Raw genomic sequence first — 22,201 nt, 5'->3', positions numbered from 1 at the left:
GCGGTGCGTCACTGGATCAGGTAGATCGCGCCGAACAGCGCGATCCACACGACGTCGACGAAGTGCCAGTAGTAGGAGACGACGATCGCCGTCGTCGCCTCGTGGTGGCCGAAGCGCTTCGCGGAGAACGAGCGGCCGAGCAGCGCGAGGAAGGCGATGAGGCCGCCGACGACGTGCAGGCCGTGGAAGCCGGTCGTGAGGTAGAAGACCGACCCGTACGGGCTCGAGGAGATCGTCACGCCGTGGCTCACGAGCTCGGCGTACTCGAAAACCTGGCCGCCGATGAAGACCGCGCCCATCACGTAGGTGAGGGTCATCCACTCGTTCATGCCCCAGCGGCGGATCTGGAGCAGGCTCCCGGTCCGTCGCGGCTGGAACCGCTCGGCCGCCCACACGCCCATCTGGCACGTGATGGAGCTGAGCACGAGGACGATCGTGTTCGCCGTGGCGAAGGGGATGCTGAGCTTCTGCGTCTCCTCCGCCCACAGCTCGGGGATCGTCGAGCGGATCGTGAAGTACATCGCGAACAGAGCCGCGAAGAACATCAGCTCGCTCGCGAGCCACACGATCGTGCCGACCGACACGGGGTTCGGGCGGTTGACGCTCAGATGTGGGCGCGTGACAGGGGCAGCCGTTGCGGATGACACCTCGTCATTATGGCGGAGGTTGAGGCTCCATGGGTCCAAAGACCCACCCCGAGCACGACACGACTCGATCACACTCCCTCCACGACGCGCCGAGGCGGCCCCGTCGGCAGGCCGCCGTGCCAAGATGCACGTGGTGCCAGAGCAGGCGCCGGCGTCGAGAACGGGTGAGGGCGGCATGGGCGGCACGGTCACGAGCGAGCAGCACGACGGCGAGTGGGATGTGGTTGAGCGCGGTGGTGCTCCGCAGACCCTGCGCGTCCTGCTCTACAGCGACCACGCGGAGACGCGCGAGCAGGTGAAGCTGGCCGTCGGCCGCCGCATCGCCAAGGACCTCCCCCCGGTGGAGTGGGTCGAGGTCGCCACCCCGGAGATCGTCATCGCGACGGTGGACGCGGGCGGCCTGGACCTCCTCGTGCTCGACGGCGAGGCCGGCAAGTCGGGCGGCATCGGTCTGTGCCGGCAGGTCAAGGACGAGGTCTACCAGTGCCCGCCGGTCCTGGTGCTCCTGGGCCGCGCGGCCGACGCCTGGCTCGCCTCGTGGGCGCAGCCCGACGGCGTCGTGACCCGGCCGCTCGACCCGATCGCCGTGCAGGCGGCCGTCGCCGGGCTGCTGCGTCCCGCGTCCGCCGCGTGACGTCGCCGGGATGACGGCAACCCCGGGGTCGGACGGCGCGCGCGTCGCCCGGGCCACGCCCACGTGGCCGGGACTCCTCACGCGGCTGATCGCCGGTCAGGACCTCAGCGTGCCCGAGGCCGCGTGGGCGATGGACCAGGTGATGAGCGGTGACGCCGAGCCCGTGCAGCTCGCCGGCTTCCTCGTCGCCCTGCGGGCGAAGGGGGAGACGGTCGCCGAGCTCACCGCCCTGACGGAGGTCATGCTGGAGCACGCGCGGCGCATCTCGGTGCCCGGGCGAGCGGTCGACATCGTCGGCACGGGCGGCGACCTCATGCACACGGTGAACATCTCCACGATGGCGTCGCTCGTCGTCGCGGGCACGGGCGTGCGCGTGGTCAAGCACGGCAACCGGGCGGCCTCGTCGTCGACGGGCGGTGCCGATGTCCTCGAGGCGCTGGGCGTGCGCCTGGACCAGTCGCCCGAGCGCGTCGCGGAGCTCGTGGACGAGGTCGGCATCACGTTCTGCTTCGCGATGGTCTTCCACCCGTCGATGCGGCACGCCGCCCCGGCACGCCGCGGCCTGGCGGTGCCGACCATCTTCAACTTCCTCGGGCCGCTCACCAACCCGGCCCAGCCGCCGGCGGCCGCGATCGGCGTACCGGACGCGCGGATGGCCGGCCTGATGGCCGGGGTGCTCGCCGCGCGCGGGACGTCCGCGCTGGTCTTCCGGGGCTTCGAGGGCATGGACGAGCTCGCCGCAACCGGCCCGGCCGACGTCTGGTGGGTGCGCGACGGCCTCGTGGAGCGCACGACGATCGACCCGGCGGCCGACCTCGGGCTCGACGCGATCCAGGCCGCCGACCTGCGCGGCGGCGACGCCGCGGCGAACGCCGACGTCGCGCGGCGCGTCCTGGCGGGCGACCCGGGGCCGGTGCGGCAGACCGTGCTGCTCAACGCCGCGGCCGCCCTGGTGGCCGACGGCACGCTCGCGGGCACGGGCTCGGGCACGCTCGTCGAGCGGCTCGCCGCGGGGCTGCGCCACGCGACGGAGTCCGTGGACGGCGGTCACGCGCTGCGCGTGCTCGACCGCTGGGTCGCCGCCTCCCAGGCCTGAGGCGGCTGGGCTCAGTCGCCCAGACCCAGGTCGAAGGCCGACTCGAGGTCGTGCTCCGAGTACGCGCGGAAGGCGATGTAGGTCTGCGTGCGCAGCACGCCGTCGACCTTGCTGAGGCGGTCGGCGATGACGTCGGCCAGGTCGTCGTGCTCGCGGACCCGCACCATCGCGATGAGGTCCACCTCCCCGGTCACCGAGTACACCTCGGTGACGCCGGCCACCTCCGCCACCTCCGTCGCGATCTCCGGGATGCGGGCGGGGTCGGCGTCGATGAGGACGACGGCGGTGATCATGGGTGAGCCTTTCCCTCGGTGTCCGTGGTCCTCATCATGCCGTCCCGCTGACCTGCGCGTCCGAGCGCACGCGGGCGTCGGCGTCGGCGGTGTGCGCGTCGGCCCGGACCGGGGCGTCCACGTCGTCCCGGGCGGTGTCGTCCCGGGCCATGCCGTCCCGGGCGACGCCCTCCCAGGCCGCTTCGTCTGCGGTGTCCCTGACCTCGGCCGCCGGGACGAGGGCGGTCACCGGTGGCGTGCGGCGGGCGACGGCGGCGGCCACGGCGGATGCTGTCGCGGCCGGGGAGCGGAACGCCTCGGCGCCCCGTACCGGGCACGCCCAGCCCTCCCCGGCCTCGACGAGGCGGACGCCCGGCTCCTCCAGCCAGTCGAGCACCAGGTCGGTCTCCTCCGGGTGGGCGGCGGACGCGGGCAGGCACGGCGGCGCGACGTGCTCGGCGGTCGCCACGAGCGCCGCGATGTGCGGTCGCGGGTCGGCGCCGGGCGGGGTCGCGGTGGTCGCCGAGAGCCGGCCGTGACGGACCACGGCGACCTCCCACCCGCCGCCGTCGCGGACGCGGGCGGCGACGAGCTGCGCGTGGCCGGCCGCGCGGCGCGAGCGCTGGGCCCGTGAGGCACCCCGCAGGAAGGCGGCGAGCTGGTCGCGCCACGCGGCGGCCTCCTCGAACCGCTCGGTGGCCGTCAGCTGCGCGATGCGGGTCGCGTGGGCACTGACGACGGGCGCGGGGTCGAGGAGCATCGCGTGGCGCACCGCGTCGACGACGGCGGTGTAGGCCTCGACGTCCTGGCCACCGGTGCAGGGCGCGCCGCACCGGCCCATGCCCGCGAGGGCGCAGGGGCTGGCGTCGGCCGACGGCACGCGGGGGAGCCGGCCGGAGCACTGCCGCAGCGCGAACGTCGCGTGCAGGGCGTCGATCGCCTGCTGGGCTGCACCGCGGCTGGCGAACGGACCGATGTGCGCCTCGGGTCCCGCGGTCGGGCCGCCGTCGCCCCGGACGTCGCGGACGATGCTCAGCCGGGGGTAGGGCTCCACGGTGAGCCGGACCCACGGCATCCGCTCGGGGAAGCGGGAGCGTCGGTTGTAGCGCGGGGAGTGCTCGGCGATGAGGCGCAGCTCGCGTACCCGCGCCTCCAGCACGGTGCCGCAGACGATCGGCACCACCTCCTCGGCCAGCGCGACCATCTCGTTCATGCGGCGCCGGTGCTCCGCCGCCGTGAAGTAGCTGCGCACCCGCGTGCGCAGCGACGTGGCCGTGCCGACGTAGAGGATCTCCCCGCGGGCGTCGCGGAACTGGTAGACGCCCGGCGCGTCCGGCAGGCCGTCGGCCAGGTGGCGCTTGCGGCGCCGGGCGGCGGGCACGGGGTCGGTCGCTGTCGCGAGGTCCTCGAGGTGCGTGATCCCGAGCGGGCCGAGGCGCCCGAGGAGCGCGTGGAGCACGTCGACGGTGGCTCGGGCGTCGGACAGCGCGCGGTGGTCCGGCGTGACCGTCGCCCGGAAGTACGCCGCGAGGGTCGAGAGCTTGTGGTTCGGCACCTCGTCGCGTGTCACGGCGCGCCGCGCGAGGGCGACCGTGTCGACGACCTGGTTGCCGGGCCAGGCGTAGCCGTGGTCCGCGGCCGCCGCCTTGAGGAAGCCGACGTCGAACGCGGCGTTGTGCGCCACGAGGACGGCGCCGCGCGCGAACTCCAGGAAGCTCGGCAGCACCTGCCCGATGCGGGGCGCCTCGCGGACCATCGACGTCGTGATGCCCGTCAGCGTCGCGATGAAGGCCGGCACGGGGCCGCCGGGGTCCACCAGCGTCTGGAACTCGCCGAGCACGCGCCCACCGCGCACCTTGACCGCGCCGATCTCCGTGATCGCCGCCGTCGCCGGGGTGCCGCCGGTGGTCTCGAGGTCCACCACGACGAAGGTCACCTCGGACAGCGGCGTCCCGACGGCGTCGAGCGTGAGCTGCACGCCCGGTCCGGCCGGCGCCGCGCCCTGCTCGCGCCCTACCGCCGCGGCCGGACCGGCGGCAGCGAACGGGGACGTGGAGCGCGGGACGAGGTGCATGGTCGTGACGGTAGGCGCGGGCACCGACACGACCCCGGCGCAACGCCGCGGCGGGCTGCGTGTCGGAGGTCGCACGTACCGTCCGGCGCATGATCATCGACTGCGGGACCTGCACGGTGCGCGGCGACGCGTGCACCGACTGCGTGGTGACCTTCCTGACCATCCCGGTGCGCGCCGGGGCCGCCGTGCCGGACCAGGCGGCTCAGGACGCCTGGTCCGCCCGGGCCGCGCCCGAGGCCGCCGCCGGGGTGGGCGCACCCGACCTGGACGACGCCGAGCGCGCCGCCCTCGCGGTGCTGGCCCGCTCGGGACTCGTCCCGCCGCTGCGGCTGGTGCGCGCCGTCTGACGCGGCGTCCGACCGCCGGGACGGGCCCACGCGCACGCACACCGTGCGGGCGCCGTGGTCGGCGCCCGCACGGTGTGCCATCAGGCGGGGATGCGGTCAGGCGGGGATGCCGCCAGGCGGGGATGCGGTCAGGCGGTGTGCTGCGGCGCGCCGGCGTAGATCGCCTCGATCTCGTCCGTGAAGTCGGCGATGACGCGCGCACGCTTCACCTTGAGCGACGGCGTCAGGTAGTCGTTCGCCACGGTGAAGTCGGTCGTCAGGATCGTGAACTTCCGGATCGACTCGGCGCGGGAGACCGCGGCGTTGGTCCGCTCGACCGCCCGGTCCAGCGCGGCGCGCACCTGGGGGTGCGCAGCGGCCTCGGCCACCGTGAGCTCCGGCAGCCCGTGCGTCGCCAGCCACCCGGGAAGCGCCTCGGCGTCGAGCGTGACGAGCGCGCCGATGAAGGGCTTCTGGTCGCCGACGACGACGACCTGGCTCACGAGCGGGTGCCCACGCAGCCGGTCCTCGAGCACGGCCGGCGCCACGTTCTTGCCCGCGGCCGTGACGATGATCTCCTTCTTGCGGCCGGTGATGCGCAGGTGGCCGTCCTCGTCCATCGACCCCAGGTCCCCGGTCCGGAACCAGCCGTCGGTGAACGCCTCGGCCGTCGCCTGGGCGTTGTTGTGGTAGCCGACGAAGACGCCGTCGCCGCGCACGAGGATCTCGCCGTCGGCAGCGACGCGCACCGCGAGCCCGGGCAGCGGCGGGCCGACGGTGCCGATCTTGACGCCGTCGGGGACGGAGACCGTGGCCGGCGCGGTCGTCTCGGTGAGCCCGTAGCCCTCGAGCACGTTGAGCCCGACACCGCGGTAGAAGTGCCCGAGGCGCTCGCCGAGCGGGGCGCCGCCGGAGATGGCCCACTGGGCCTGGCCGCCGAGCGCCGCGCGGATCTTCTTCAGCACCAGGACGTCCGCGACCTTGTGCTGCAGGCGGAGCCACGGGCTCGGGCCGCGCGGTTCGTCCAGCGCGCGCGAGTAGACGATCGCCGTCTTCGCGGCGCGCTGGAAGATCCCGCGCTTGCCGCCTGCGGCGGCCTTCTGCTCCGAGGAGTTGTAGACCTTCTCGAACACGCGCGGCACGGAGAGGATGAACGTCGGCTTGAAGGAGCCCAGGTCCGGGACCAGCGTCTTGGTGTCCGGGGCGTGGCCCAGGACGGCGCCGGCCGGGATGACCAGCACCTCGATGAAACGCGCGAAGACGTGCGCCAGCGGCATGAAGAGCAGGGTCCGGGACCCGGGCGGGCACACCTCGCTGCCGAGACGCGCGACCGCGTTGCGCGTCAGGCTGACGAAGTTGGCGTGCGTGAGCTCGGCGCCCTTGGGACGTCCGGTGGTCCCCGAGGTGTAGATGAGGGTCGCGATGTCCGACCCGACGGCCAGCGCGCGCCGCCGCTCGATCTCGGCGTCGGGCGTCCCCGCACCCGCCTCGGTCAGCGCCCCGATGGCGCCGTCGTCGATCACCAGGACGTCCTCGAGCGTCGGCGCCTGGTCGCGCACACCCGCCACGGTCGCGGCGAGCGCCGCCGTCTCCACGACGAGGAGGCGGACGTCGGCGTCGGTGAGGATCCAGACGATCTGCTCGGCCGACGACGTCTCGTACAGCGGCACCGGGATCGCGCCGACCGCCCAGACGGCGAAGTCGAGGAGGGTCCACTCGTAGCGCGTGCGGCTCATGATGCCGACGTGGTCGCCGGGCTGGATGCCGCGGGCCACGAGGCCCTTGGCGACAGCGACGACCTCGGCGTCGAACTCCCGCGCGGACAGGGGGATCCAGGGTCCGTCGGGCGTGGTCTTGTGCTCGATCAGCGTTGCGTCCGGGAGGTCGGCCACGCGTGCTGCGAGGAGGGTGTTGAGGTTCTCGGACGGCGAGACCTCGACGAGGCGGGGGGTGGCGAACTCGTCCATGCTGGCTCCAGTGGCAGACGGATGGGTGTGCAGACCCTACCCACTCCCCGGGGCGCGCGGACGCAGGCCGGGCGTCCTGCCCCCGATCGCGTGAGGCTCGGTAGCCTGCACCGAGGGTTTCTCGCGGCTCAGGCCCATCTCGAGCAAGGACGGACATGTACGCGATCGGTGTGGACATCGGCGGCACGAAGATCGCGGCGGGCGTGGTCGACGAGGACGGCAGGATCGTCGCCAAGGCGAAGCGGAAGACGGTCGCCGGTGACGCGGCGGAGATCGACCGCGCCGTCGCCGACCTGTACACCGAGCTGGCGGCCGGCTACGAGGTGAGCGCCCTGGGCGTCGCGGCGGCGGGCTTCATCGGCTCGGACCGCTCGACGGCGCTGTTCGGCGCCAACATCGCCTGGCGCGACTACCCCCTGCGCGAGCGGATCGCCGAGCTCGTGGCCGACGACGTGCGGATCGTCGTGGAGAACGACGCCAACGCCGCGGGCTGGGCGGAGTTCCAGTTCGGCGTCGGGCGCGAGGTCGACGACATGCTGCTGCTCACGGTCGGCACGGGCCTGGGCGGCGCCCTGGTCGTGGGCGGCCGCCTGGTGCGGGGTGCGTGGGGCGTGGCCGCCGAGGTCGGTCACCTGCGCGTGGTCCCGCAGGGCCACCAGTGCGGGTGCGGCCTGCACGGCTGTTGGGAGCAGTACGCGTCGGGCAGCGCCCTGGTGCGCGAGGCCCGGGCCGCCGCGTCGGCCCACCCGGACCGCGCGACCCGGCTCGTCGAGCTCGCCGACGGCCGCCCGGACGCGATCAGCGGCCCGTCGGTGACCGTGGCGGCCAAGGAGGGCGACCCGCTCTCCGTCGAGCTGCTGGCCGAGCTCGGCCGCTGGATCGGCGAGGGCTCGGCCTCGGTCGCGGCGCTGCTGGACCCGGCGCTCGTGGTGATCGGCGGAGGCGTCGGCGCGGCCGGGGACCTGCTCCTCGAGCCCGCCCGGGCGGCCTTCCTGTCCCAGCTCTCGGGACGCGGTTTCCGGCCGGAGGCGCGCATCGAGCTCGCCGCCATGGGCAACGACGCCGGCATCGTGGGCGCCGCGGACCTCGCCCGGCTCTGACGCCGGGACCGGCGCGCCGGCCCGGGCGACCGCCCCCTCAGACACCAGGCCCCTCAGACGACGGCGCCCGGCCCGTCGTCGTCGTCCCGGCGGTGCGGCATGCGCCACAGGAGCAGGCCGACGGCGGCGACGAAGGCGGCGCCGGCGACCTGCAGCACGAGCGCGGGAAGGTCCTGCCAGGCGACGACCGCGACGAGCATGAGCAGCGGGACGCCCGCGACGGCGCCCCAGGCCATCGTCAGCAGCGGGTCGCCGCCGAGCACGGGCCCGGGGTCCGGCGGCTGGAAGTGCTCCTCCGCCGCCTCGACGTCGGGGTCGGGGCTCCAGGAGCGTGGTGTCGAGGGGTCCGGCGGGCGCCGGTCCGCCTCCGGCGCGTCGGCGGGGACGTCCGGCGGGGCGTCGGTGGACCGGCGGTGCGGGCGTTCCGGTGGCGCCTGGGCGTCGGCGTCGCGCGGGGCGGCACCCAGGTCGCCGAGCTGCGCCACGATCTCGGCCCAGCGCGCCTCGATGTCCGTGTCCGAGGACTCGTGCGGGCCGGCCGTGCCCTCGGGGCCGTCGGCCTTCCCGTCGCCGGCGCCAGCGCCGGTGGGTACCGGACCGTCCGCCCCCCGGTCGTCGCCCGGTTCGGGTGACGTTCCGTGGGGTTCTTCGGCGTCGTGCGGACGTCCACCCATGCTGAGCACTCTAGAGTCGTGGGGTCGCTGCGCGTGGGTCGCGCGAGCGCAGCAGCGGAGGTGACGCTTGTTCTACTGGCTGATGAAGCACGTGGCGCCCGGTCCGCTCCTGCTCGGGATGTTCCGTCCGTGGGTGCGGGGGATCGAGAACGTGCCGGAGACCGGAGGGGCGATCCTCGCGAGCAACCACCTCGCGGTGATCGACTCCTTCGTGCTGCCCCTCGTCCTGTCGCGGAAGATCCAGTTCATCGCCAAGGCGGAGTACTTCAACGGCACCGGCATCAAGGGCCGGCTCAAGGCGGGCTTCTTCCGCGGGGTCGGCACGGTGCCGGTGGACCGCGGGGGCGGCAAGGCCGGTGAGGCAGCCCTCAACACCGGGCTGCGGATCCTGCAGGAGGGCAGCCTCTTCGGGATCTACCCCGAGGGCACGCGCAGCCCGGACGGGCGCCTGTACCGCGGCAAGACGGGTGTGGCCCGGCTCGCCCTGGAGGCGGGCGTCCCCGTCATCCCCGTGGCCATGGTGGGGACCAACGTCGCGCAGCCGATCGGGCAGGTGATCCCCAAGCCGATGCGCATCGGGATCGTCATCGGCGAGCCGCTCGACTTCAGCCGGTACAAGGGCATGGAGAACGACAGGTTCATCCTGCGCTCGGTGACGGACGAGATCATGTACGCGCTCATGAGCCTCTCGGGCCAGGAGTACGTCGACCTCTACGCGGCGACCGCCAAGGCGCGCATCGCGGCCGGTCACAGCCCCGACGAGGCCGCGCCCGCCGACGAGCGCCCGCACGCCCCCGGCGGGCGTCCGGTGCCCGACGTCCAGGTTCCGGTCCCGCCCCAGGACGAGGTCCCGCCCTCAGTAGGATGAGCGTGTCGCCCACGGCGACCGCCACGACCGAGGGCCCGCCGCTGCGCCGCCGGTCGGCTCCCACGCTCGTGGGGGCCCTGTGCAGATCAACGAGAAGGTGAGTCCGAGATGTCGGTTCGTCGTGTCGCCCTGCTGACCGCGGGCGGCTTCGCCCCGTGCCTGTCCTCCGCCGTCGGAGGGCTCATCGAGCGCTACACGGAGATCGCCCCCGACGTCGAGCTGATCGCCTACCAGCACGGCTACCACGGCCTGCTCACCGGCACCAAGGTCGTCGTCGACGACGAGGCGCGCGCCAAGGCCGGGATCCTGCACCGCTTCGGCGGCAGCCCGATCGGCAACTCGCGCGTCAAGCTCACCAACGCGAAGGACTGCGTCAAGCGCGGCCTGGTGCGCGAGGGCCAGGACCCCCTGCACGTCGCGGCCGAGCAGCTCAAGGCCGACGGCGTCGACGTCCTGCACACGATCGGCGGGGACGACACGAACACGACGGCGGCGGACCTCGCGGCCTACCTGCACGAGAACGACTACGAGCTGACCGTCGTCGGGCTGCCCAAGACGATCGACAACGACGTCGTGCCGATCAAGCAGTCGCTGGGCGCCTGGACGGCCGCGGAGGAGGCGGCCGGCTTCGCGCGCAACATCATCGGTGAGCACCGCTCGGGCAACCGCATGCTCATCGTGCACGAGGTCATGGGGCGGCACTGCGGGTGGCTCACGGCGGCGGCGGCGGCGGAGTACCGCCGCTGGCTCGACACCCAGGAGTGGGTCCCGAGCATCGGCCTGTCGCGCGAGCGCTGGGACATCCACGCCGTCTTCCTGCCCGAGCTCGCGATCGACATCGAGGGCGAGGCCGCGCGCCTGCGCGAGGTCATGGACACCGTCGGCAACGTCAACATCTTCCTGTCCGAGGGCGCCGGCATGCACGAGATCGTGGCGCAGCTCGAGGCGGCCGGCGAGCAGGTCCAGCGCGACCCCTTCGGTCACGTCAAGCTCGACACCATCAACCCGGGCCAGTGGTTCGCGAAGCAGTTCGCCGAGCTGCTCGGCGCCGAGAAGACGATGGTGCAGAAGAGCGGCTACTACTCGCGCGCCGCGGCGGCGAATCCCGAGGACCTGCGCCTCATCAAGTCGATGACGGACTACGCCGTCGAGTGCGCCCTGCGGGGCGAGTCCGGCGTGATCGGGCACGACGAGGAGGACGGGGACCGGCTCAAGGCCATCGCGTTCCCGCGCATCGCCGGCGGCAAGGCGTTCGACGTGTCGGCGCCGTGGTTCGGCTCGCTCCTCGAGGGCATCGGCCAGCCGCTGGTCCCGGCATCCGCGTCATGAGCGTCGAGCCCGACCCCACGGTCGTCTCGGGGCTGGACGCGTGGCGCGACCTGCCCGCGCGGCAGCAGCCGCTGTGGCCCGACGCCGACGTCGTCGCGGCCGCCACGGGCGAGCTCGCCGCCCTGCCTCCGCTGGTGTTCGCCGGCGAGGCGGACGTGCTCACGGCGCGCCTGGCGGCCGCCGGGCGCGGTGAGGCCTTCCTGCTCCAGGGCGGGGACTGCGCCGAGACGTTCGCCGAGGCCACCGCCGACAACATCCGGAACAAGATCAAGACGATCCTCCAGATGGCCGTCGTCCTCACGTACGGCGCGAGCCTGCCCGTGATCAAGATGGGCCGGATGGCCGGGCAGTACGCCAAGCCGCGCAGCTCGGACGACGAGACGCGCGAGGGCGTGACGCTGCCCGCGTACCGCGGCGACGCCGTCAACGGTCACCCGTTCACGCCCGAGGCGCGCGTGCCGGACCCGCACCGCCTGGTCGACGCGTACCACCGCTCGTCGGCGACGCTCAACCTCATCCGCGCGTTCACGACGGGCGGCTTCGCCGACCTGCGCCGGGTGCACGAGTGGAACCGCGGTTTCCTGGCGAACCCGGCCTACGCGCGCTACGAGGAGACCGCCGCGCAGATCGACCGCGCGATCCGGTTCATGGCGGCGTGCGGCGCCGACTTCGACGCCCTGCGCACCGTCGAGTTCTTCTCGAGCCACGAGGCGCTCCTGCTCGACTACGAGCGGGCCCTGACGCGGATCGACTCGCGCACGGGCACGCCGTACGACTGCTCGGCGCACTTCCTGTGGATCGGCGAGCGGACGCGCCAGCTCGACGGGGCCCACGTGGACTTCCTGTCCCGCGTGCGCAACCCGATCGGCGTGAAGCTCGGCCCGACGACGTCGGCCGACGACGCGCTCGCGCTGATGGACCGGCTCAACCCGGCGGACGTCCCCGGCCGGCTGACCTTCATCACCCGCATGGGTGCGTCGCGCATCCGCGACGCCCTGCCGGGTCTCGTGGAGAAGGTGCACGCCTCCGGGCGCCCGGTCACGTGGGTGTGCGACCCGATGCACGGCAACACGATCACGTCCGCGAGCGGCTACAAGACCCGCCGCCTCGAGGACGTGCTCGACGAGGTGCGCGGGTTCTTCGAGGTCCACCGCGGCCTGGGCACCGTGCCCGGCGGCGTGCACGTCGAGCTCACGGGCGGCGACGTCACCGAGGTCCTCGGCGGCAGCGAGGAGATCGACGACGCGGGCCTGGCCCTGCGCTACGAGACCCTCGTGGACCCGCGCCTGAACCACCAGCAGTCGCTCGAGATGGCGTTCCAGGTGGCGGAGATGATCCGCCAGGCCTGACACCGGACGACGTCGGCCCCCGACCGCTGCGGCGGTGCGGGGGCCGACGTGCGTCGGGGCTCAGGTGATGGTGAGGGTCACGACGCTGCCGAGCGGCGCCTGCGTGCCAGCGGCCGGGTCCTGCCCGAGCACCCGGTTGAGCCCGAAGTACGGGGCGGCCCGTGCCGTCTCGACGCGGAAACCGGCGGCCTCGAGCGTCGCGCGAGCGTCGCTGACCACCGCGCCGTAGGGGATCTCGGGCACCGCTGCGAGCGGCGGCCCCTGCGAGACGGTGATCGTGATCTCGTCGAGCCGCAGCGCCTGCGAGCCGGGCTCCAGGCTCTGCGCCATGACGGTGCCCGCCGGGTGGTCCATCGAGAAGTCGGTGGCCTCGACGACCGTGAGCCCGCGGTCGGAGAGCTCCTGGATCGCGGCGTCGCGCTCGACGCCGACCACGCTGATGACCTCGACCGGCGCGCGGCCGTCGGACACGACCACCGGCACCTCGGTGCCGACGGGGAGCTCGCTGAGCGGCTCGGCGCCCACGCTGATGACGTGGTCGAGCGGGACCTCGTCGTGGTGCTCGCGGCCGGGCTCGGGCACGGTGAACCCGGCGGCCTCGAGCGCGGCGACGACGTCGGCGGCCGGCGCCCCGACGAGCCCCTCCGGGACCGTCCGCAGGTCGGGCCCGAGGGAGACGACCAGGGCCACGGTGCCGTCCTTGCGCACCCGGTCGCCCGGGGCCGGGTCGGCGGAGACGACGTGGTCGACCGGGACGACCGGGTCGAAGGCCTCGTCCTGGCTCACGTCGAGCCCCGCCTGGGCGAGCACCGCCTCGGCCTCGGCCACCGGCGCGCCCTCGAGGCCCTGCGGGACCGTTGTGTAGGCGCCCGGTCCCTCGGCGGCGTACCACCAGATCCCGGCGCCGGCCAGCAGCAGCACGCCCAGCACCACGGCGACGAGCCCGAGCCGGTGGCGGCGCCGCGACCGCGGCACGAGGACGTCCGGCTCGGCGAGGCCCGTGCCGATGGGCAGGGCCATGGTCCGGCCGAATCCCGGCTGGTCGTCGTCCGGCGCGGGCGCGCGTCCCGTCGGGCGCCGGCCGGCGACGTCGAGCGTCTGCGTCGCGTGGGGGTCGGCGGGGGCGGGCGGGGGAGCGGCCGCCTCCTGGGGCGGCGCCGCCACCACCGTCGGCGTCACGTCGGCGCGCCGCGCGAGCGTGGCCTCGTCGAGCGACTCCCGGGTGCGGCGCACGAGCTCGAGCGCCGCGGCGGCGTCGACGGGACGCTCGTCGGGCGCCCTCGCCGCCAGCGCGCCGACGAGCTCGTCGATCTCGGCGGGGAGCCAGGTCACCGCGTCCGAGGGCGGGGGCACGTCGGAGTTCACGTGCTGGTAGGCGATCTGGATCGGCGTCGCGCCCGTGAAGGGCTGCGTGCCGGTGAGCATCTCGTACGCGAGGATCCCGACGGCGTAGACGTCCGTGCGGGTGTCGCTGGTGCCGTGCGCCACCAGCTCCGGTGCCAGGTACGCGACGGTGCCGAGCACGGTCCCGGTGGTCGTCGCGGTGACCTCCGTGACGGCGCGTGCGAGCCCGAAGTCGGCGACCTTGATCCGCCCGTCGGTGGCCAGCAGCACGTTCTCGGGCTTGACGTCCCGGTGGACCAGCCCGACGCGGTGGGCGGCAGCCAGCGCGTCGAGGATCGCCGTGAGGGTGTCGAGGGTCTCGCCGACCGTCAGGGCGCCCTCGTCGGTGAGGCGGCGACGCAGGTCGGTGCCCTCGACGTACTCCATCGTCAGGTAGCTCGTCTCGCCGTCGAGCCCTTGGTCGAAGACGCCGACGAGCCCCGGGTGCGTGAGCCGGGCGGCGGCGCGCGCCTCGCGGCGGAAGCGTGCGACGAACTCGGCGCCCGTCCCGCCCTCCGCGAGGTGGGGGTGCATCACCTTGATCGCGACCTCGCGGTCCAGGCGGCGGTCGACGGCGAGGTAGACGGTCGCCATGCCGCCCCGCGCGATCCGGGAGAGCACCTCGTACCGTCCGTCGATCAGGTGACCGAGGAGGGGGTCCGCGAGGGTGGCTGCCACGTCGGCAGTCTACGGAAGCCGGTCCGCGGAACCCGTCAGGCGTACCGCGTCATGTGCGTCTGGATGTTCGCGACGTAGACCCGCGTGTCGGCGTACATGCCGTACTTCCGGACGCCGGCCTGGCCCTGGTAGTAGCTCGCGATGGCGGTCGGCAGGTCGGGGCTCGTCGCGACGAGCTGCTTGAGGATGGCCACGCCCGCCGTGACGTTGTCCCGGGGGTCGAGCAGGTTCAGGGGCCGCCCCACGAGGTCGGAGGCCCAGGCGCCGGAGGTCGGGATGACCTGCATCGTGCCGATCGCGTTGGCGGGGGAGACGGCCGCCTGGTTGAAGCCCGACTCCTGGAAGGCGATCGCCTGCGCGAGCGCCGGGTCGACGCCCATCGTGCGCGCCGTGCTGACGACCAGCGCCTGCATATCGGCCTTGCTGGGCACGCCGGCCGCGAGGAGCGCCGCCTTGTTGGCGTTCGCCGAGTCCACGGTGGCCTGCGGGTAGGTCCGCCCCGCGAACGTGTTCCCGACCAGCTGGGTGGTCGGCGCGGCCGCCGGGGCGGTCGCGGCGCCCGCACCGGGGACCTGGAGCGTCTGGCCCGCGCGGATGAACGCGTCGGCGCCCAGCCCGTTGGCGCTGATGATCGCCGACGTCGTCGTGCCGTACCGCGTCGCGATGCCGGAGACCGTCTCGCCCGCCACGACGGTGTGGCCGGTGGTGCTGGGCGGCGCGGCGACGGGCGCGGCCGCCGCGGGGGCGGCCGGGGCGGAGCCGCTCGGGATGGTCAGGGCCTGACCGATGCGGATCATGGCGTCGGCGCCCAGGCCGTTCGCGGCGACGATCGAGGCCGTCGTCGTCCCGTAGCGCGTCGCGAGCCCGGAGACGGTGTCGCCGCGGACCACGTGGTGCGTGGTCACCGCGGGGGCTGCCGGGACGGCTGCCGGTGCCGCTGCCGTCGCGGTGGGGATGACGAGGCGCTGGCCGGCACGGATCGACGCCCGGGCGTCGAGGCCGTTCGCGGCGACGATGGCGCTCACGCTGGTCGAGGTCCGCTGGGCGATGTGGCTCACCGTGTCGCCCGAGCGCACCTCGTAGTCCTGCGCGTGCGCGCTGGTGGCACCCGCGGCGACGCCCGCGACGGCCAGGGCGACGGTCATGCCGGTCCCCCCGGCCACGCGGCGCGTGGGGGACGGGGACCGCAGAGCGGCGGCGTTCGACATGGCTTCACCTTCGGTTGAGCGGAGTGCGACCGGCCGTCCCCCGGAGCCATTGCGGTGCCTGAGGGGCTGAAGTTGCCAGTGTTACTGGTGTGACAGATGTGAAAACTACCGCGCCCGGCTCGCCGACGGAAGGCGACGGCATGGTCCGGGCGGGTGACCGTAGGCTGGGGAGGTGACTTTCGAGGACCTGGTCGACGAGTGGCTCCCCCTTCCCGACGTCGCCGAGCGGCTCGGCACGGACGTGGGCAAGGTGCGGCGCCTGCTGCAGGAGGACAAGCTCCTGGCCGTGCGCCAGGGGGAGCGGCGCATCCTGGCGGTGCCCGCGAAGTTCCTCATCGAGACGGCGTCGGGCTGGGAGGTCGTGCCGTCGCTGCAGGGCACGCTCGTCCTGCTGCGCGACGCCGGGTTCTCGGACGAGGAGACGGTCGCGTGGCTGTTCACGCCTGACCCCTCGCTCGAGTCGCTGGGCACGGGCGCCACGCGGCCCTCGACGCCGGTGGACGCGCTGCGCGCGGGGCACAAGACGGAGATCCGCCGGCGCGCCCAGGCGCTGGCCCTCTAGCCCTCCGGTCCTCCGACCGCGCCGCGCGGGCGACCCGCCCTCAGGCGCGGCGGCGGACCAGGGCGGCGCCGAGGGCGACGAGCATGTCGCGCCCCTCCGGCTCGAGGTCCGAGGCGGCCAGGGTCCGCAGGGGCGGGTCGGCGAGGTCGTCGATGAGCGCCTCGACCGCGTCGACGGCGCCGGACCCGCGCAGGGTCGCCCGGAGCCGCTCGACGTCCAGCTCGGTGAGGTCCTGACGCCCGAGGTGCTCCAGCACGAGGGCCCGGTCGGCGGCGGAGGCCGCCCCGAGCGCGCGCGCGACGAGCACCGTGCGCTTGCCCTCGCGCAGGTCGTCGCCGGCGGGCTTGCCCGTGGCGGCCGGCTCGCCGAAGACGCCCAGCACGTCGTCGCGCAGCTGGAACGCCTCGCCGAGCGGCAGGCCGACCTCGCGGCACCGCGCGAGGGCGTCGGGTCCCGCCCCGGCGAGGGTCGCGCCGAGCGTGAGGGGGTGCTCGACGCTGTACCGGGCGCTCTTGGCGCGCACCACCTCCCGGGCCCGGGCCTCGTCGGCGGCCGGGTCGGTGCCCCAGGGCAGCGTCTGCGCGAGGACGTCGAGGTACTGGCCCACCGTGACCTCGGTGCGCATCGTGTCGAAGACGGCGCGGACGGCGCGCGCGCGCTCGGGGGCGAGCGGCGTGGTCGCGGCCGTGAGCTCGCGGTCGCACGCGATGAGGGCGAGGTCGCCGAGCAGGATCGCGGCCGACTCCCCGAACCGGTGGGCCGGGCCGGACCATCCCTGCTCGACGTGGCGCGCCTCGAAGGCGCGGTGGGCCGACGGACGTCCGCGCCGGGTGTCCGAGCCGTCCATGACGTCGTCGTGGAACAGGGCGGCCGCCTGGAAGAGCTCGAGGGCCGCGCCGCAGCGCAGCGCCGCCGCCTCCTGCACCGGGTCGTCCGCGTCGCCCCCGTGCGCGCGCCAGGACCAGTAGCACAGGGCGGCCCGCATGCGCTTGCCCCCGGCGAGCATCGCCGTCATGGCCTCCACCAGGGCCGCGGCGTCCGGGCCGATGCCGTCGAGCTCGGCGGCGAGGTCCTCGAGGTGGGCGTGCAGGGCGGCCTCCACGCCGGGCCGCACGCGAGCGATCGCGGTGGCCGCACCGGGGACGTCGTCGCCGGTGGTCGGGCCGGTGCCGGGGAGCGGGTGGGGCGGCTGCACGCGGCCAGCCTAGGCGAGGGCAGCCGACCCACGGCGGCCGCGACGGCGCCGGTCCGCGACGGTGCCGTCCGCGACGGTGCCGGTCCACGGGGTCCCGGTTCTCCACAGTCCCGGTTCTCCACAGGCGCGAGGGTCCCGGCGCCACGGCGGCCCCGCGGTCGGCTCGGATGGGCCCATGCCGACGACCATCCGCACCGCCGAGCCGCGCGAGCTGCTGTCCCTCGTGCCGTACCAGCTCGGGTTCCGTCCCACCGACAGCGCCGTGCTCGTCAGCCTCCGCGGGGACCGGGGCCGCGTCGGGCTCGTCGCGCGGGTCGACCTGCCCGACCTCGTGGACCCCGCGACGGGGCCCGGCATCGCGCGCTCGCTGGTCACCCACCTCGTGGACGACGGCGCCGACCGCGCGGTGCTCGTGCTCTACCCCCGCGGGCCCCGCGCAGACGCGGCGGCCGAGGTCCGCGCCGCGCGGGCCCACGTCCTGGCGGCGGCCGCGCCGCGCCTGCAGGGCGTCGAGTGCTGGGTGGTCGGGCCGACCGGCTACTACGCGGCCGGGTGTGCCGACGCCGCGTGCTGCCCTGCCGAGGGGCGGCCGCTCGCGGACCTGCAGTCCACCGAGGTCGGCCTGCACATGGTCCTCGCGGGCGCCGCGGTGCTGGCGTCCCGGGCCGAGGTGGCGCAGATCCCTCTCGCGCCCGCGGCGGCTCGCCGCAGTGCGCGTCGCGCCGCGGCCCGCTGGTCGCGCCACGCCGCGGACGCCGTCGACCCGGCCGAGCTGGTCGCGTGGCGTCGGGAAGGGATGGACCTGTGGCGGGCCGAGCTGGCCCGTGCGGCCGGTGCGCTGGCTCCGGCGGTGCGTGGAGGCACCGCCGCGGGAGCGGGAGGTTCGCGCGGCGCGCCCGGCCCGCGTCTGACGACGGTCGTCGCGGGACGCCTGCAGGCGGTCCTGGCCGACGTCCGGTGCCGCGACGGCGTCCTGCTGAGCCTGGTCCCGGACGGCGGCCCCGTCGCGGACGGCGTCCTCGCGGGCCACGACGAGGGCGTCGGCGCCGCCCTGGACGCCATCGTCGACCCGGTCGCGGGCGTGCCGCCGGACCCGGCGCTGCTCGCCGGCGCCGTCGCGCTGCTCGAGCAGGTCGCCGCGCACTGCCCACGCCGCGCGCTCGCGCCACCGCTGACTCTCCTCGGCGTCCTCGCGTGGTGGCAGGGGGAGGGGGCCAGGGCGGCCGTGCTGCTCGAGCGGGTGCTCGAGGTCGAACCGTCCTACCGGCTCGCCGCGCTGCTCGGCGAGGCGCTGGCGGCGGGCATGCCGCCGGGATGGCTGCGCCCGGCACGCGGCTGACGTGCGGGCACGTCGGTGGGCCGTCCCGTGATCGGGTAGCGTCGCTCCCGCTGGGCCAGTCCAGAGGAGGACAGATGAGCGTGGTGGTCGGCTACGTCGCGACACCGGAGGGCGACGCCGCGTTCGACACGGCCGTCGCCGAGGCCAAGGCACGGGGCGTCGACCTCGTGGTGGTCCTCAGCGAGCGGGGACACCGCTTCGGCGGCGAGACGCCGGACCTCGAGGCCCAGGCCGCCGACCTCCGCACCCGCGTGGCCGACAGCGGGGTCGCCCTCGACGTCCGCCGCACCACGGGCGGACGCGACGTCGCCGAGGACATCATCGACGCCGCCCGCTCCGGCGGTGCCCAGCTCATCGTCATCGGCCTGCGCCGGCGCAGCCCGGTCGGCAAGCTGCTCCTGGGGTCCAACGCCCAGCGCATCCTGCTGGACGCGCCGTGCCCCGTGCTCGCGGTCAAGCCGCCTGCGTCCTGAGCCTCCCGACGTCGGGAGCACCCGCGTCCTGAGGACCGGGCGCGGTGGCGGGCGCGCCCGCAGAGGTCCCGAATGCGCCCCCGGCAGCGCCGTCGGGCGCCCTGCCGCCGCCGCGGATCGTCACTCGGACGGCCTTCGAGGCATGGATCGGGACCCTCCTGACGTTACAATGTGCGTCTACTCCCGGACCAATCTCTGCGAGCCTGGCGCTGCCGAAAGGTTCTACGTGTCATCCCTCTCTTCTCGTTCTTCCCTCCCGCGTGAGTTCGAGCACCCTGCCCTGCAGGAGCTCGTCCGCCGCGGCCACACGCACGGCACCGTCGACGCAGCGGACCTGCGCCACGCCTGCGAGGTCGCGGACGTGGCGCCCGCACGCCTGCGGAGCATCCTGCGTGGCCTGTCCGACGCGGGCATCTCCGTGAGCGAGCCCACGCGCCCCGCCGTGGCGGCCGCCGCGACCCGCCGGTCCGGCACCACGACCGCCCTCGCGCCCGAGGCGGACGGCGCCGCGCCGGCCAAGCCCGCGGCGAAGCGCGCCACCACGAAGTCCGCGACCGCCAAGGCCGCCGCCAAGCCGGCAGCCGCCAAGGCCGCGTCCAAGGGCCCCGCGACCGCCAAGGCGAAGGCGGCCGCCAAGGCCGCCGCCGGCGGCGAGGACGTGGAGCCCACGGACGACGTCGAGCCCGGCGACGACGACGTGGTCGTCGAGGACGTCGTGGTCGAGGACGTCGTCGTCGTCGAGGGCGACGCCGAGGACGCGGGCACGACGGAGGACGGCGAGACGACCGCGAAGCCCGCCGCCAAGGAGGAGGAGACCGAGGACGCCGGGTTCACCTACTCCGACGCCGACGACGACGACGCCCCGGCGCAGCAGGTCGTCACGGCGGGCGCCACGGCCGACCCGGTCAAGGACTACCTCAAGCAGATCGGCAAGGTCGCGCTCCTCAACGCGGAGCAGGAGGTCGAGCTCGCCAAGCGGATCGAGGCCGGCCTGTTCGCCGACGAGAAGCTGGCCGCGAACCCGAAGCTCGAGCCCAAGCTGCGGCGCGAGCTCGAGTGGATCGCGTCCGACGGGCGCCGGGCGAAGAACCACCTGCTCGAGGCCAACCTGCGCCTCGTCGTCTCGCTCGCCAAGCGCTACACCGGCCGCGGCATGCTCTTCCTGGACCTGATCCAGGAGGGCAACCTCGGCCTCATCCGTGCGGTCGAGAAGTTCGACTACACCAAGGGCTACAAGTTCTCGACCTACGCGACGTGGTGGATCCGCCAGGCCATCACCCGCGCGATGGCGGACCAGGCGCGGACCATCCGCATCCCGGTCCACATGGTCGAGGTCATCAACAAGCTCGCCCGGGTGCAGCGGCAGATGCTCCAGGACCTGGGCCGCGAGCCCACGCCTGAGGAGCTCGCCAAGGAGCTCGACATGACCCCGGAGAAGGTCGTCGAGGTCCAGAAGTACGGCCGCGAGCCCATCTCCCTGCACACGCCGCTCGGCGAGGACGGCGACAGCGAGTTCGGCGACCTCATCGAGGACTCCGAGGCCGTCGTGCCTGCGGACGCGGTGAGCTTCACGCTCCTGCAGGAGCAGCTGCACCAGGTGCTCGACACGCTCTCGGAGCGCGAGGCCGGCGTCGTGTCCATGCGGTTCGGCCTCACGGACGGGCAGCCCAAGACGCTCGACGAGATCGGCAAGGTCTACGGGGTGACGCGCGAGCGGATCCGGCAGATCGAGTCCAAGACCATGTCGAAGCTCCGCCACCCGAGCCGTTCGCAGGTGCTGCGCGACTACCTCGACTGACCTGTGCCACGCATGAGCGCGAGGGCGGCCGGCCGTGTGCTGGCCGCCCTCGCCGTGCTCGGGGCCGCGGGCGTGCTCGTCGTCGGCCGCGTGCACGGCTCCTACGACGGGCTGCTGGTCGCGATCTCGGCGCTCGGCCTCGTCGGCGGCGCCGTGCTCCTCGTGCGCGACGCGCGTCGCGGGCGGGCGCCGGTGGGCCAGCCCGGTCGGCGGCCGCTGGTCTGAGCCGGGCCCCCGGTCCCGGACGTGCCCGGACCGCGGGGTCAGCCGCCGAACACCGCCGCGAGCAGCCACGTCGCGGCGGCGATGCACGCCAGACCGAGCTCGATCACCATGCCGAGCGCCGTCGCCTTGAGCGCGACCATCGCCGAGCCGCGCGCCTGCGCGACGTCGCGCAGACGCAGGTACTCCATGCCGAACAGGGCCAGCGGGAAGAACACGAGCAGCCCGATCACGGGGATCACGAAGAAGCCCACGATCCCCGCGAGCCCCGCCACGAGCAGCGAGCGGCGTGGCACGCCGGCGTCGCTGACCCGCTTGCCCGCGACGACGTAGGTCGCGGCCCACCCGGCCGCGAGCAGGAGCAGGGCGATGCCGAGCACGACCCAGCCGGTGACGGTCCCGGTGTCGATCGCCCACACGAGCAGGGCGACCGCGATGAGCAGGGACCCCGGCAGCACCGGCACGACGATGCCGACCAGGCCGACCAGGATGGCGAGTCCGACGAGCAGGTCCACGAGGTCCAACGGTCACTCCAGGGGGCGGGCAGCGCGGCTGCGGGGGAGGCAGGGCGCCGGCGGGCGGCGCTGCGCCGGGGTCGGCAGCAGAGCCTACGACGCGAACGGCCGACGACGCGGGGCCCATCGACGACACAGGACGACGCAGGCCGATCAACGACGCAGGGCCCGGGACGGTGTCCCGGGCCCTGGAGGCTCGTCGTGCGAGCGGGTCGCCGCGCCAGGCGGCGGTCGTGGATGTCAGCGGGTCGGTGCGCCGTGCTCCTCGAGGAGCCGCTCGGTCTCGTCCTGGACGCTCACCGCGACGTCCGCGAACGCGGACGCGTGGCGGCGACCGTGGTGGGCGCAGAAGAGGAGCTCGCCGGTCGGCAGCACGACACGCACGTATGCCTGAGCGCCGCAGCGGTCGCAGCGATCGGCTGCGGTCAACGGGGAGGTCGTCGTCGTGGTCACCGCTCCATACAACCACCCCGACACCGACCTGACCCCCCG

22 protein-coding genes are annotated in these 22,201 nt (G+C 74.6%); 12 read left to right on the top strand and 10 right to left on the bottom strand.

Annotated features, from left to right (window positions below; all coding sequences use genetic code 11):
* Window positions 1-8: 8 nt before the first annotated feature.
* The gene (locus H2O74_RS09345) at window positions 9-647 is read right to left on the bottom strand and encodes a heme-copper oxidase subunit III (protein ID WP_182111337.1); all 639 of its coding nucleotides are present in this window, start codon (window positions 645-647) and stop codon (window positions 9-11) included.
* Between the two features lie 175 nt (window positions 648-822).
* On the opposite strand from H2O74_RS09345, the gene H2O74_RS09340 reads away from it, so the two are divergent.
* Together H2O74_RS09340 and trpD are read left to right on the top strand one after the other, a co-directional pair.
* Window positions 823-1,281: a hypothetical protein gene (locus H2O74_RS09340; RefSeq protein ID WP_255491535.1), complete on the top strand. Its 459-nt coding sequence runs from the start codon at window positions 823-825 to the stop codon at window positions 1,279-1,281.
* Window positions 1,282-1,291: 10 nt separating this feature from the next.
* Window positions 1,292-2,377 carry an anthranilate phosphoribosyltransferase gene (gene trpD, locus H2O74_RS09335; protein WP_182111336.1) on the top strand — a complete coding sequence of 362 codons (1,086 nt, stop codon included), beginning with the start codon at window positions 1,292-1,294 and terminating at the stop codon, window positions 2,375-2,377.
* An 11-nt stretch (window positions 2,378-2,388) separates the two neighbouring features.
* On the opposite strand, the gene H2O74_RS09330 is transcribed toward trpD, so the two are convergent.
* Both H2O74_RS09330 and H2O74_RS09325 read right to left on the bottom strand, forming a co-directional pair.
* A complete protein-coding gene (locus H2O74_RS09330) occupies window positions 2,389-2,670 on the bottom strand; it encodes an Lrp/AsnC family transcriptional regulator (RefSeq protein WP_182111335.1) in 282 nt (93 codons plus the stop codon).
* 34 nt (window positions 2,671-2,704) lie between these two features.
* A complete protein-coding gene (locus tag H2O74_RS09325; RefSeq protein ID WP_182111334.1) occupies window positions 2,705-4,723 on the bottom strand; it encodes a DEDD exonuclease domain-containing protein in 2,019 nt (672 codons plus the stop codon).
* A gap of 89 nt (window positions 4,724-4,812) precedes the next feature.
* On the opposite strand from H2O74_RS09325, the gene H2O74_RS09320 reads away from it, so the two are divergent.
* Complete coding sequence (locus H2O74_RS09320; protein ID WP_182111333.1) at window positions 4,813-5,070, top strand: hypothetical protein; 258 nt, start codon at window positions 4,813-4,815, stop codon at window positions 5,068-5,070.
* Window positions 5,071-5,198: 128 nt separating this feature from the next.
* Here H2O74_RS09320 and H2O74_RS09315 read toward each other — a convergent pair whose 3' ends face one another.
* The gene (locus H2O74_RS09315) at window positions 5,199-7,016 is read right to left on the bottom strand and encodes a long-chain fatty acid--CoA ligase (RefSeq protein ID WP_182111332.1); all 1,818 of its coding nucleotides are present in this window, start codon (window positions 7,014-7,016) and stop codon (window positions 5,199-5,201) included.
* A 155-nt stretch (window positions 7,017-7,171) separates the two neighbouring features.
* Here H2O74_RS09315 and H2O74_RS09310 point away from each other — a divergent pair, with 155 nt between their 5' ends.
* Window positions 7,172-8,116: an ROK family glucokinase gene (locus H2O74_RS09310; RefSeq protein WP_182111331.1), complete on the top strand. Its 945-nt coding sequence runs from the start codon at window positions 7,172-7,174 to the stop codon at window positions 8,114-8,116.
* 53 nt (window positions 8,117-8,169) lie between these two features.
* Here the strand turns inward: H2O74_RS09310 and H2O74_RS09305 are convergent, their stop codons facing one another.
* Window positions 8,170-8,790, bottom strand: coding sequence for a hypothetical protein (locus tag H2O74_RS09305; RefSeq protein WP_182111330.1), 621 nt, complete (start codon window positions 8,788-8,790; stop codon window positions 8,170-8,172).
* A 67-nt stretch (window positions 8,791-8,857) separates the two neighbouring features.
* Here H2O74_RS09305 and H2O74_RS09300 point away from each other — a divergent pair, with 67 nt between their 5' ends.
* From H2O74_RS09300 to H2O74_RS09290, 3 genes are all read left to right on the top strand, one after another.
* Window positions 8,858-9,658 carry a 1-acyl-sn-glycerol-3-phosphate acyltransferase gene (locus H2O74_RS09300; RefSeq protein ID WP_255491534.1) on the top strand — a complete coding sequence of 267 codons (801 nt, stop codon included), beginning with the start codon at window positions 8,858-8,860 and terminating at the stop codon, window positions 9,656-9,658.
* A 108-nt stretch (window positions 9,659-9,766) separates the two neighbouring features.
* A complete protein-coding gene (locus H2O74_RS09295; protein ID WP_182111329.1) occupies window positions 9,767-10,987 on the top strand; it encodes a pyrophosphate--fructose-6-phosphate 1-phosphotransferase in 1,221 nt (406 codons plus the stop codon).
* Window positions 10,984-12,336 (top strand): class II 3-deoxy-7-phosphoheptulonate synthase, encoded by a 1,353-nt coding sequence (locus tag H2O74_RS09290; RefSeq protein WP_182111328.1) that lies wholly within the window; start codon window positions 10,984-10,986, stop codon window positions 12,334-12,336. Before H2O74_RS09295 ends, H2O74_RS09290 begins: the two co-directional genes overlap by 4 nt.
* Before the next feature lie 60 nt (window positions 12,337-12,396).
* On the opposite strand, the gene pknB is transcribed toward H2O74_RS09290, so the two are convergent.
* Together pknB and H2O74_RS09280 are read right to left on the bottom strand one after the other, a co-directional pair.
* On the bottom strand, window positions 12,397-14,397 hold the full coding sequence (pknB, locus tag H2O74_RS09285; RefSeq protein ID WP_182111327.1) for a Stk1 family PASTA domain-containing Ser/Thr kinase: 2,001 nt from the start codon (window positions 14,395-14,397) through the stop codon (window positions 12,397-12,399).
* A gap of 35 nt (window positions 14,398-14,432) precedes the next feature.
* Window positions 14,433-15,605 carry a LysM peptidoglycan-binding domain-containing protein gene (locus H2O74_RS09280; RefSeq protein WP_182111326.1) on the bottom strand — a complete coding sequence of 391 codons (1,173 nt, stop codon included), beginning with the start codon at window positions 15,603-15,605 and terminating at the stop codon, window positions 14,433-14,435.
* 172 nt (window positions 15,606-15,777) lie between these two features.
* On the opposite strand from H2O74_RS09280, the gene H2O74_RS09275 reads away from it, so the two are divergent.
* The gene (locus H2O74_RS09275; protein WP_182111325.1) at window positions 15,778-16,167 is read left to right on the top strand and encodes an Rv2175c family DNA-binding protein; all 390 of its coding nucleotides are present in this window, start codon (window positions 15,778-15,780) and stop codon (window positions 16,165-16,167) included.
* Window positions 16,168-16,207: 40 nt separating this feature from the next.
* Here H2O74_RS09275 and H2O74_RS09270 read toward each other — a convergent pair whose 3' ends face one another.
* Complete coding sequence (locus H2O74_RS09270; RefSeq protein ID WP_370525716.1) at window positions 16,208-17,362, bottom strand: polyprenyl synthetase family protein; 1,155 nt, start codon at window positions 17,360-17,362, stop codon at window positions 16,208-16,210.
* Between the two features lie 175 nt (window positions 17,363-17,537).
* Between H2O74_RS09270 and H2O74_RS09265 the strand changes: the two genes are divergently transcribed.
* The 4 genes from H2O74_RS09265 (at window position 17,538) to H2O74_RS09250 (ending at window position 21,197) form a co-directional block, all read left to right on the top strand.
* The gene (locus H2O74_RS09265) at window positions 17,538-18,701 is read left to right on the top strand and encodes a DUF4192 family protein (RefSeq protein ID WP_182111324.1); all 1,164 of its coding nucleotides are present in this window, start codon (window positions 17,538-17,540) and stop codon (window positions 18,699-18,701) included.
* A 74-nt stretch (window positions 18,702-18,775) separates the two neighbouring features.
* Window positions 18,776-19,174, top strand: a complete 399-nt coding sequence (locus H2O74_RS09260) for a universal stress protein (RefSeq protein WP_182111323.1) — start codon at window positions 18,776-18,778, stop codon at window positions 19,172-19,174.
* A gap of 226 nt (window positions 19,175-19,400) precedes the next feature.
* Window positions 19,401-20,972 carry an RNA polymerase sigma factor gene (locus tag H2O74_RS09255; protein ID WP_255491531.1) on the top strand — a complete coding sequence of 524 codons (1,572 nt, stop codon included), beginning with the start codon at window positions 19,401-19,403 and terminating at the stop codon, window positions 20,970-20,972.
* A 12-nt stretch (window positions 20,973-20,984) separates the two neighbouring features.
* Window positions 20,985-21,197, top strand: a complete 213-nt coding sequence (locus H2O74_RS09250; protein WP_182111322.1) for a hypothetical protein — start codon at window positions 20,985-20,987, stop codon at window positions 21,195-21,197.
* Between the two features lie 38 nt (window positions 21,198-21,235).
* Here the strand turns inward: H2O74_RS09250 and H2O74_RS09245 are convergent, their stop codons facing one another.
* Together H2O74_RS09245 and H2O74_RS09240 are read right to left on the bottom strand one after the other, a co-directional pair.
* Entirely contained in the window at window positions 21,236-21,709 is a 474-nt protein-coding gene (locus H2O74_RS09245; RefSeq protein WP_255491891.1) for a DUF456 domain-containing protein, read from the bottom strand.
* Window positions 21,710-21,949: 240 nt separating this feature from the next.
* Window positions 21,950-22,162, bottom strand: a complete 213-nt coding sequence (locus H2O74_RS09240; protein WP_182111321.1) for a hypothetical protein — start codon at window positions 22,160-22,162, stop codon at window positions 21,950-21,952.
* Window positions 22,163-22,201: the final 39 nt, after the last annotated feature.

Source organism: Actinotalea sp. JY-7876, assembly GCF_014042015.1.
Classification (GTDB): Bacteria; Actinomycetota; Actinomycetes; order Actinomycetales; family Cellulomonadaceae; genus Actinotalea.
This window is presented reverse-complemented; position numbering and strand designations above follow the sequence as displayed.

Coding starts and splice junctions, on each gene's coding strand:
- H2O74_RS09295 (WP_182111329.1), top strand. CDS start 9,767: ATGTCGGTTCGTCGTGTCGCCCTGCTGACCGCGGGCGGCTTCGCCCCG.
- H2O74_RS09290 (WP_182111328.1), top strand. CDS start 10,984: ATGAGCGTCGAGCCCGACCCCACGGTCGTCTCGGGGCTGGACGCGTGG.
- H2O74_RS09250 (WP_182111322.1), top strand. CDS start 20,985: ATGAGCGCGAGGGCGGCCGGCCGTGTGCTGGCCGCCCTCGCCGTGCTC.
- H2O74_RS09340 (WP_255491535.1), top strand. CDS start 823: ATGGGCGGCACGGTCACGAGCGAGCAGCACGACGGCGAGTGGGATGTG.
- H2O74_RS09280 (WP_182111326.1), bottom strand. CDS start 15,605: ATGTCGAACGCCGCCGCTCTGCGGTCCCCGTCCCCCACGCGCCGCGTG.
- H2O74_RS09310 (WP_182111331.1), top strand. CDS start 7,172: ATGTACGCGATCGGTGTGGACATCGGCGGCACGAAGATCGCGGCGGGC.
- H2O74_RS09330 (WP_182111335.1), bottom strand. CDS start 2,670: ATGATCACCGCCGTCGTCCTCATCGACGCCGACCCCGCCCGCATCCCG.
- trpD (WP_182111336.1), top strand. CDS start 1,292: ATGACGGCAACCCCGGGGTCGGACGGCGCGCGCGTCGCCCGGGCCACG.
- H2O74_RS09315 (WP_182111332.1), bottom strand. CDS start 7,016: ATGGACGAGTTCGCCACCCCCCGCCTCGTCGAGGTCTCGCCGTCCGAG.
- H2O74_RS09320 (WP_182111333.1), top strand. CDS start 4,813: ATGATCATCGACTGCGGGACCTGCACGGTGCGCGGCGACGCGTGCACC.
- H2O74_RS09260 (WP_182111323.1), top strand. CDS start 18,776: ATGAGCGTGGTGGTCGGCTACGTCGCGACACCGGAGGGCGACGCCGCG.
- H2O74_RS09265 (WP_182111324.1), top strand. CDS start 17,538: ATGCCGACGACCATCCGCACCGCCGAGCCGCGCGAGCTGCTGTCCCTC.
- H2O74_RS09325 (WP_182111334.1), bottom strand. CDS start 4,723: ATGCACCTCGTCCCGCGCTCCACGTCCCCGTTCGCTGCCGCCGGTCCG.
- H2O74_RS09305 (WP_182111330.1), bottom strand. CDS start 8,790: ATGGGTGGACGTCCGCACGACGCCGAAGAACCCCACGGAACGTCACCC.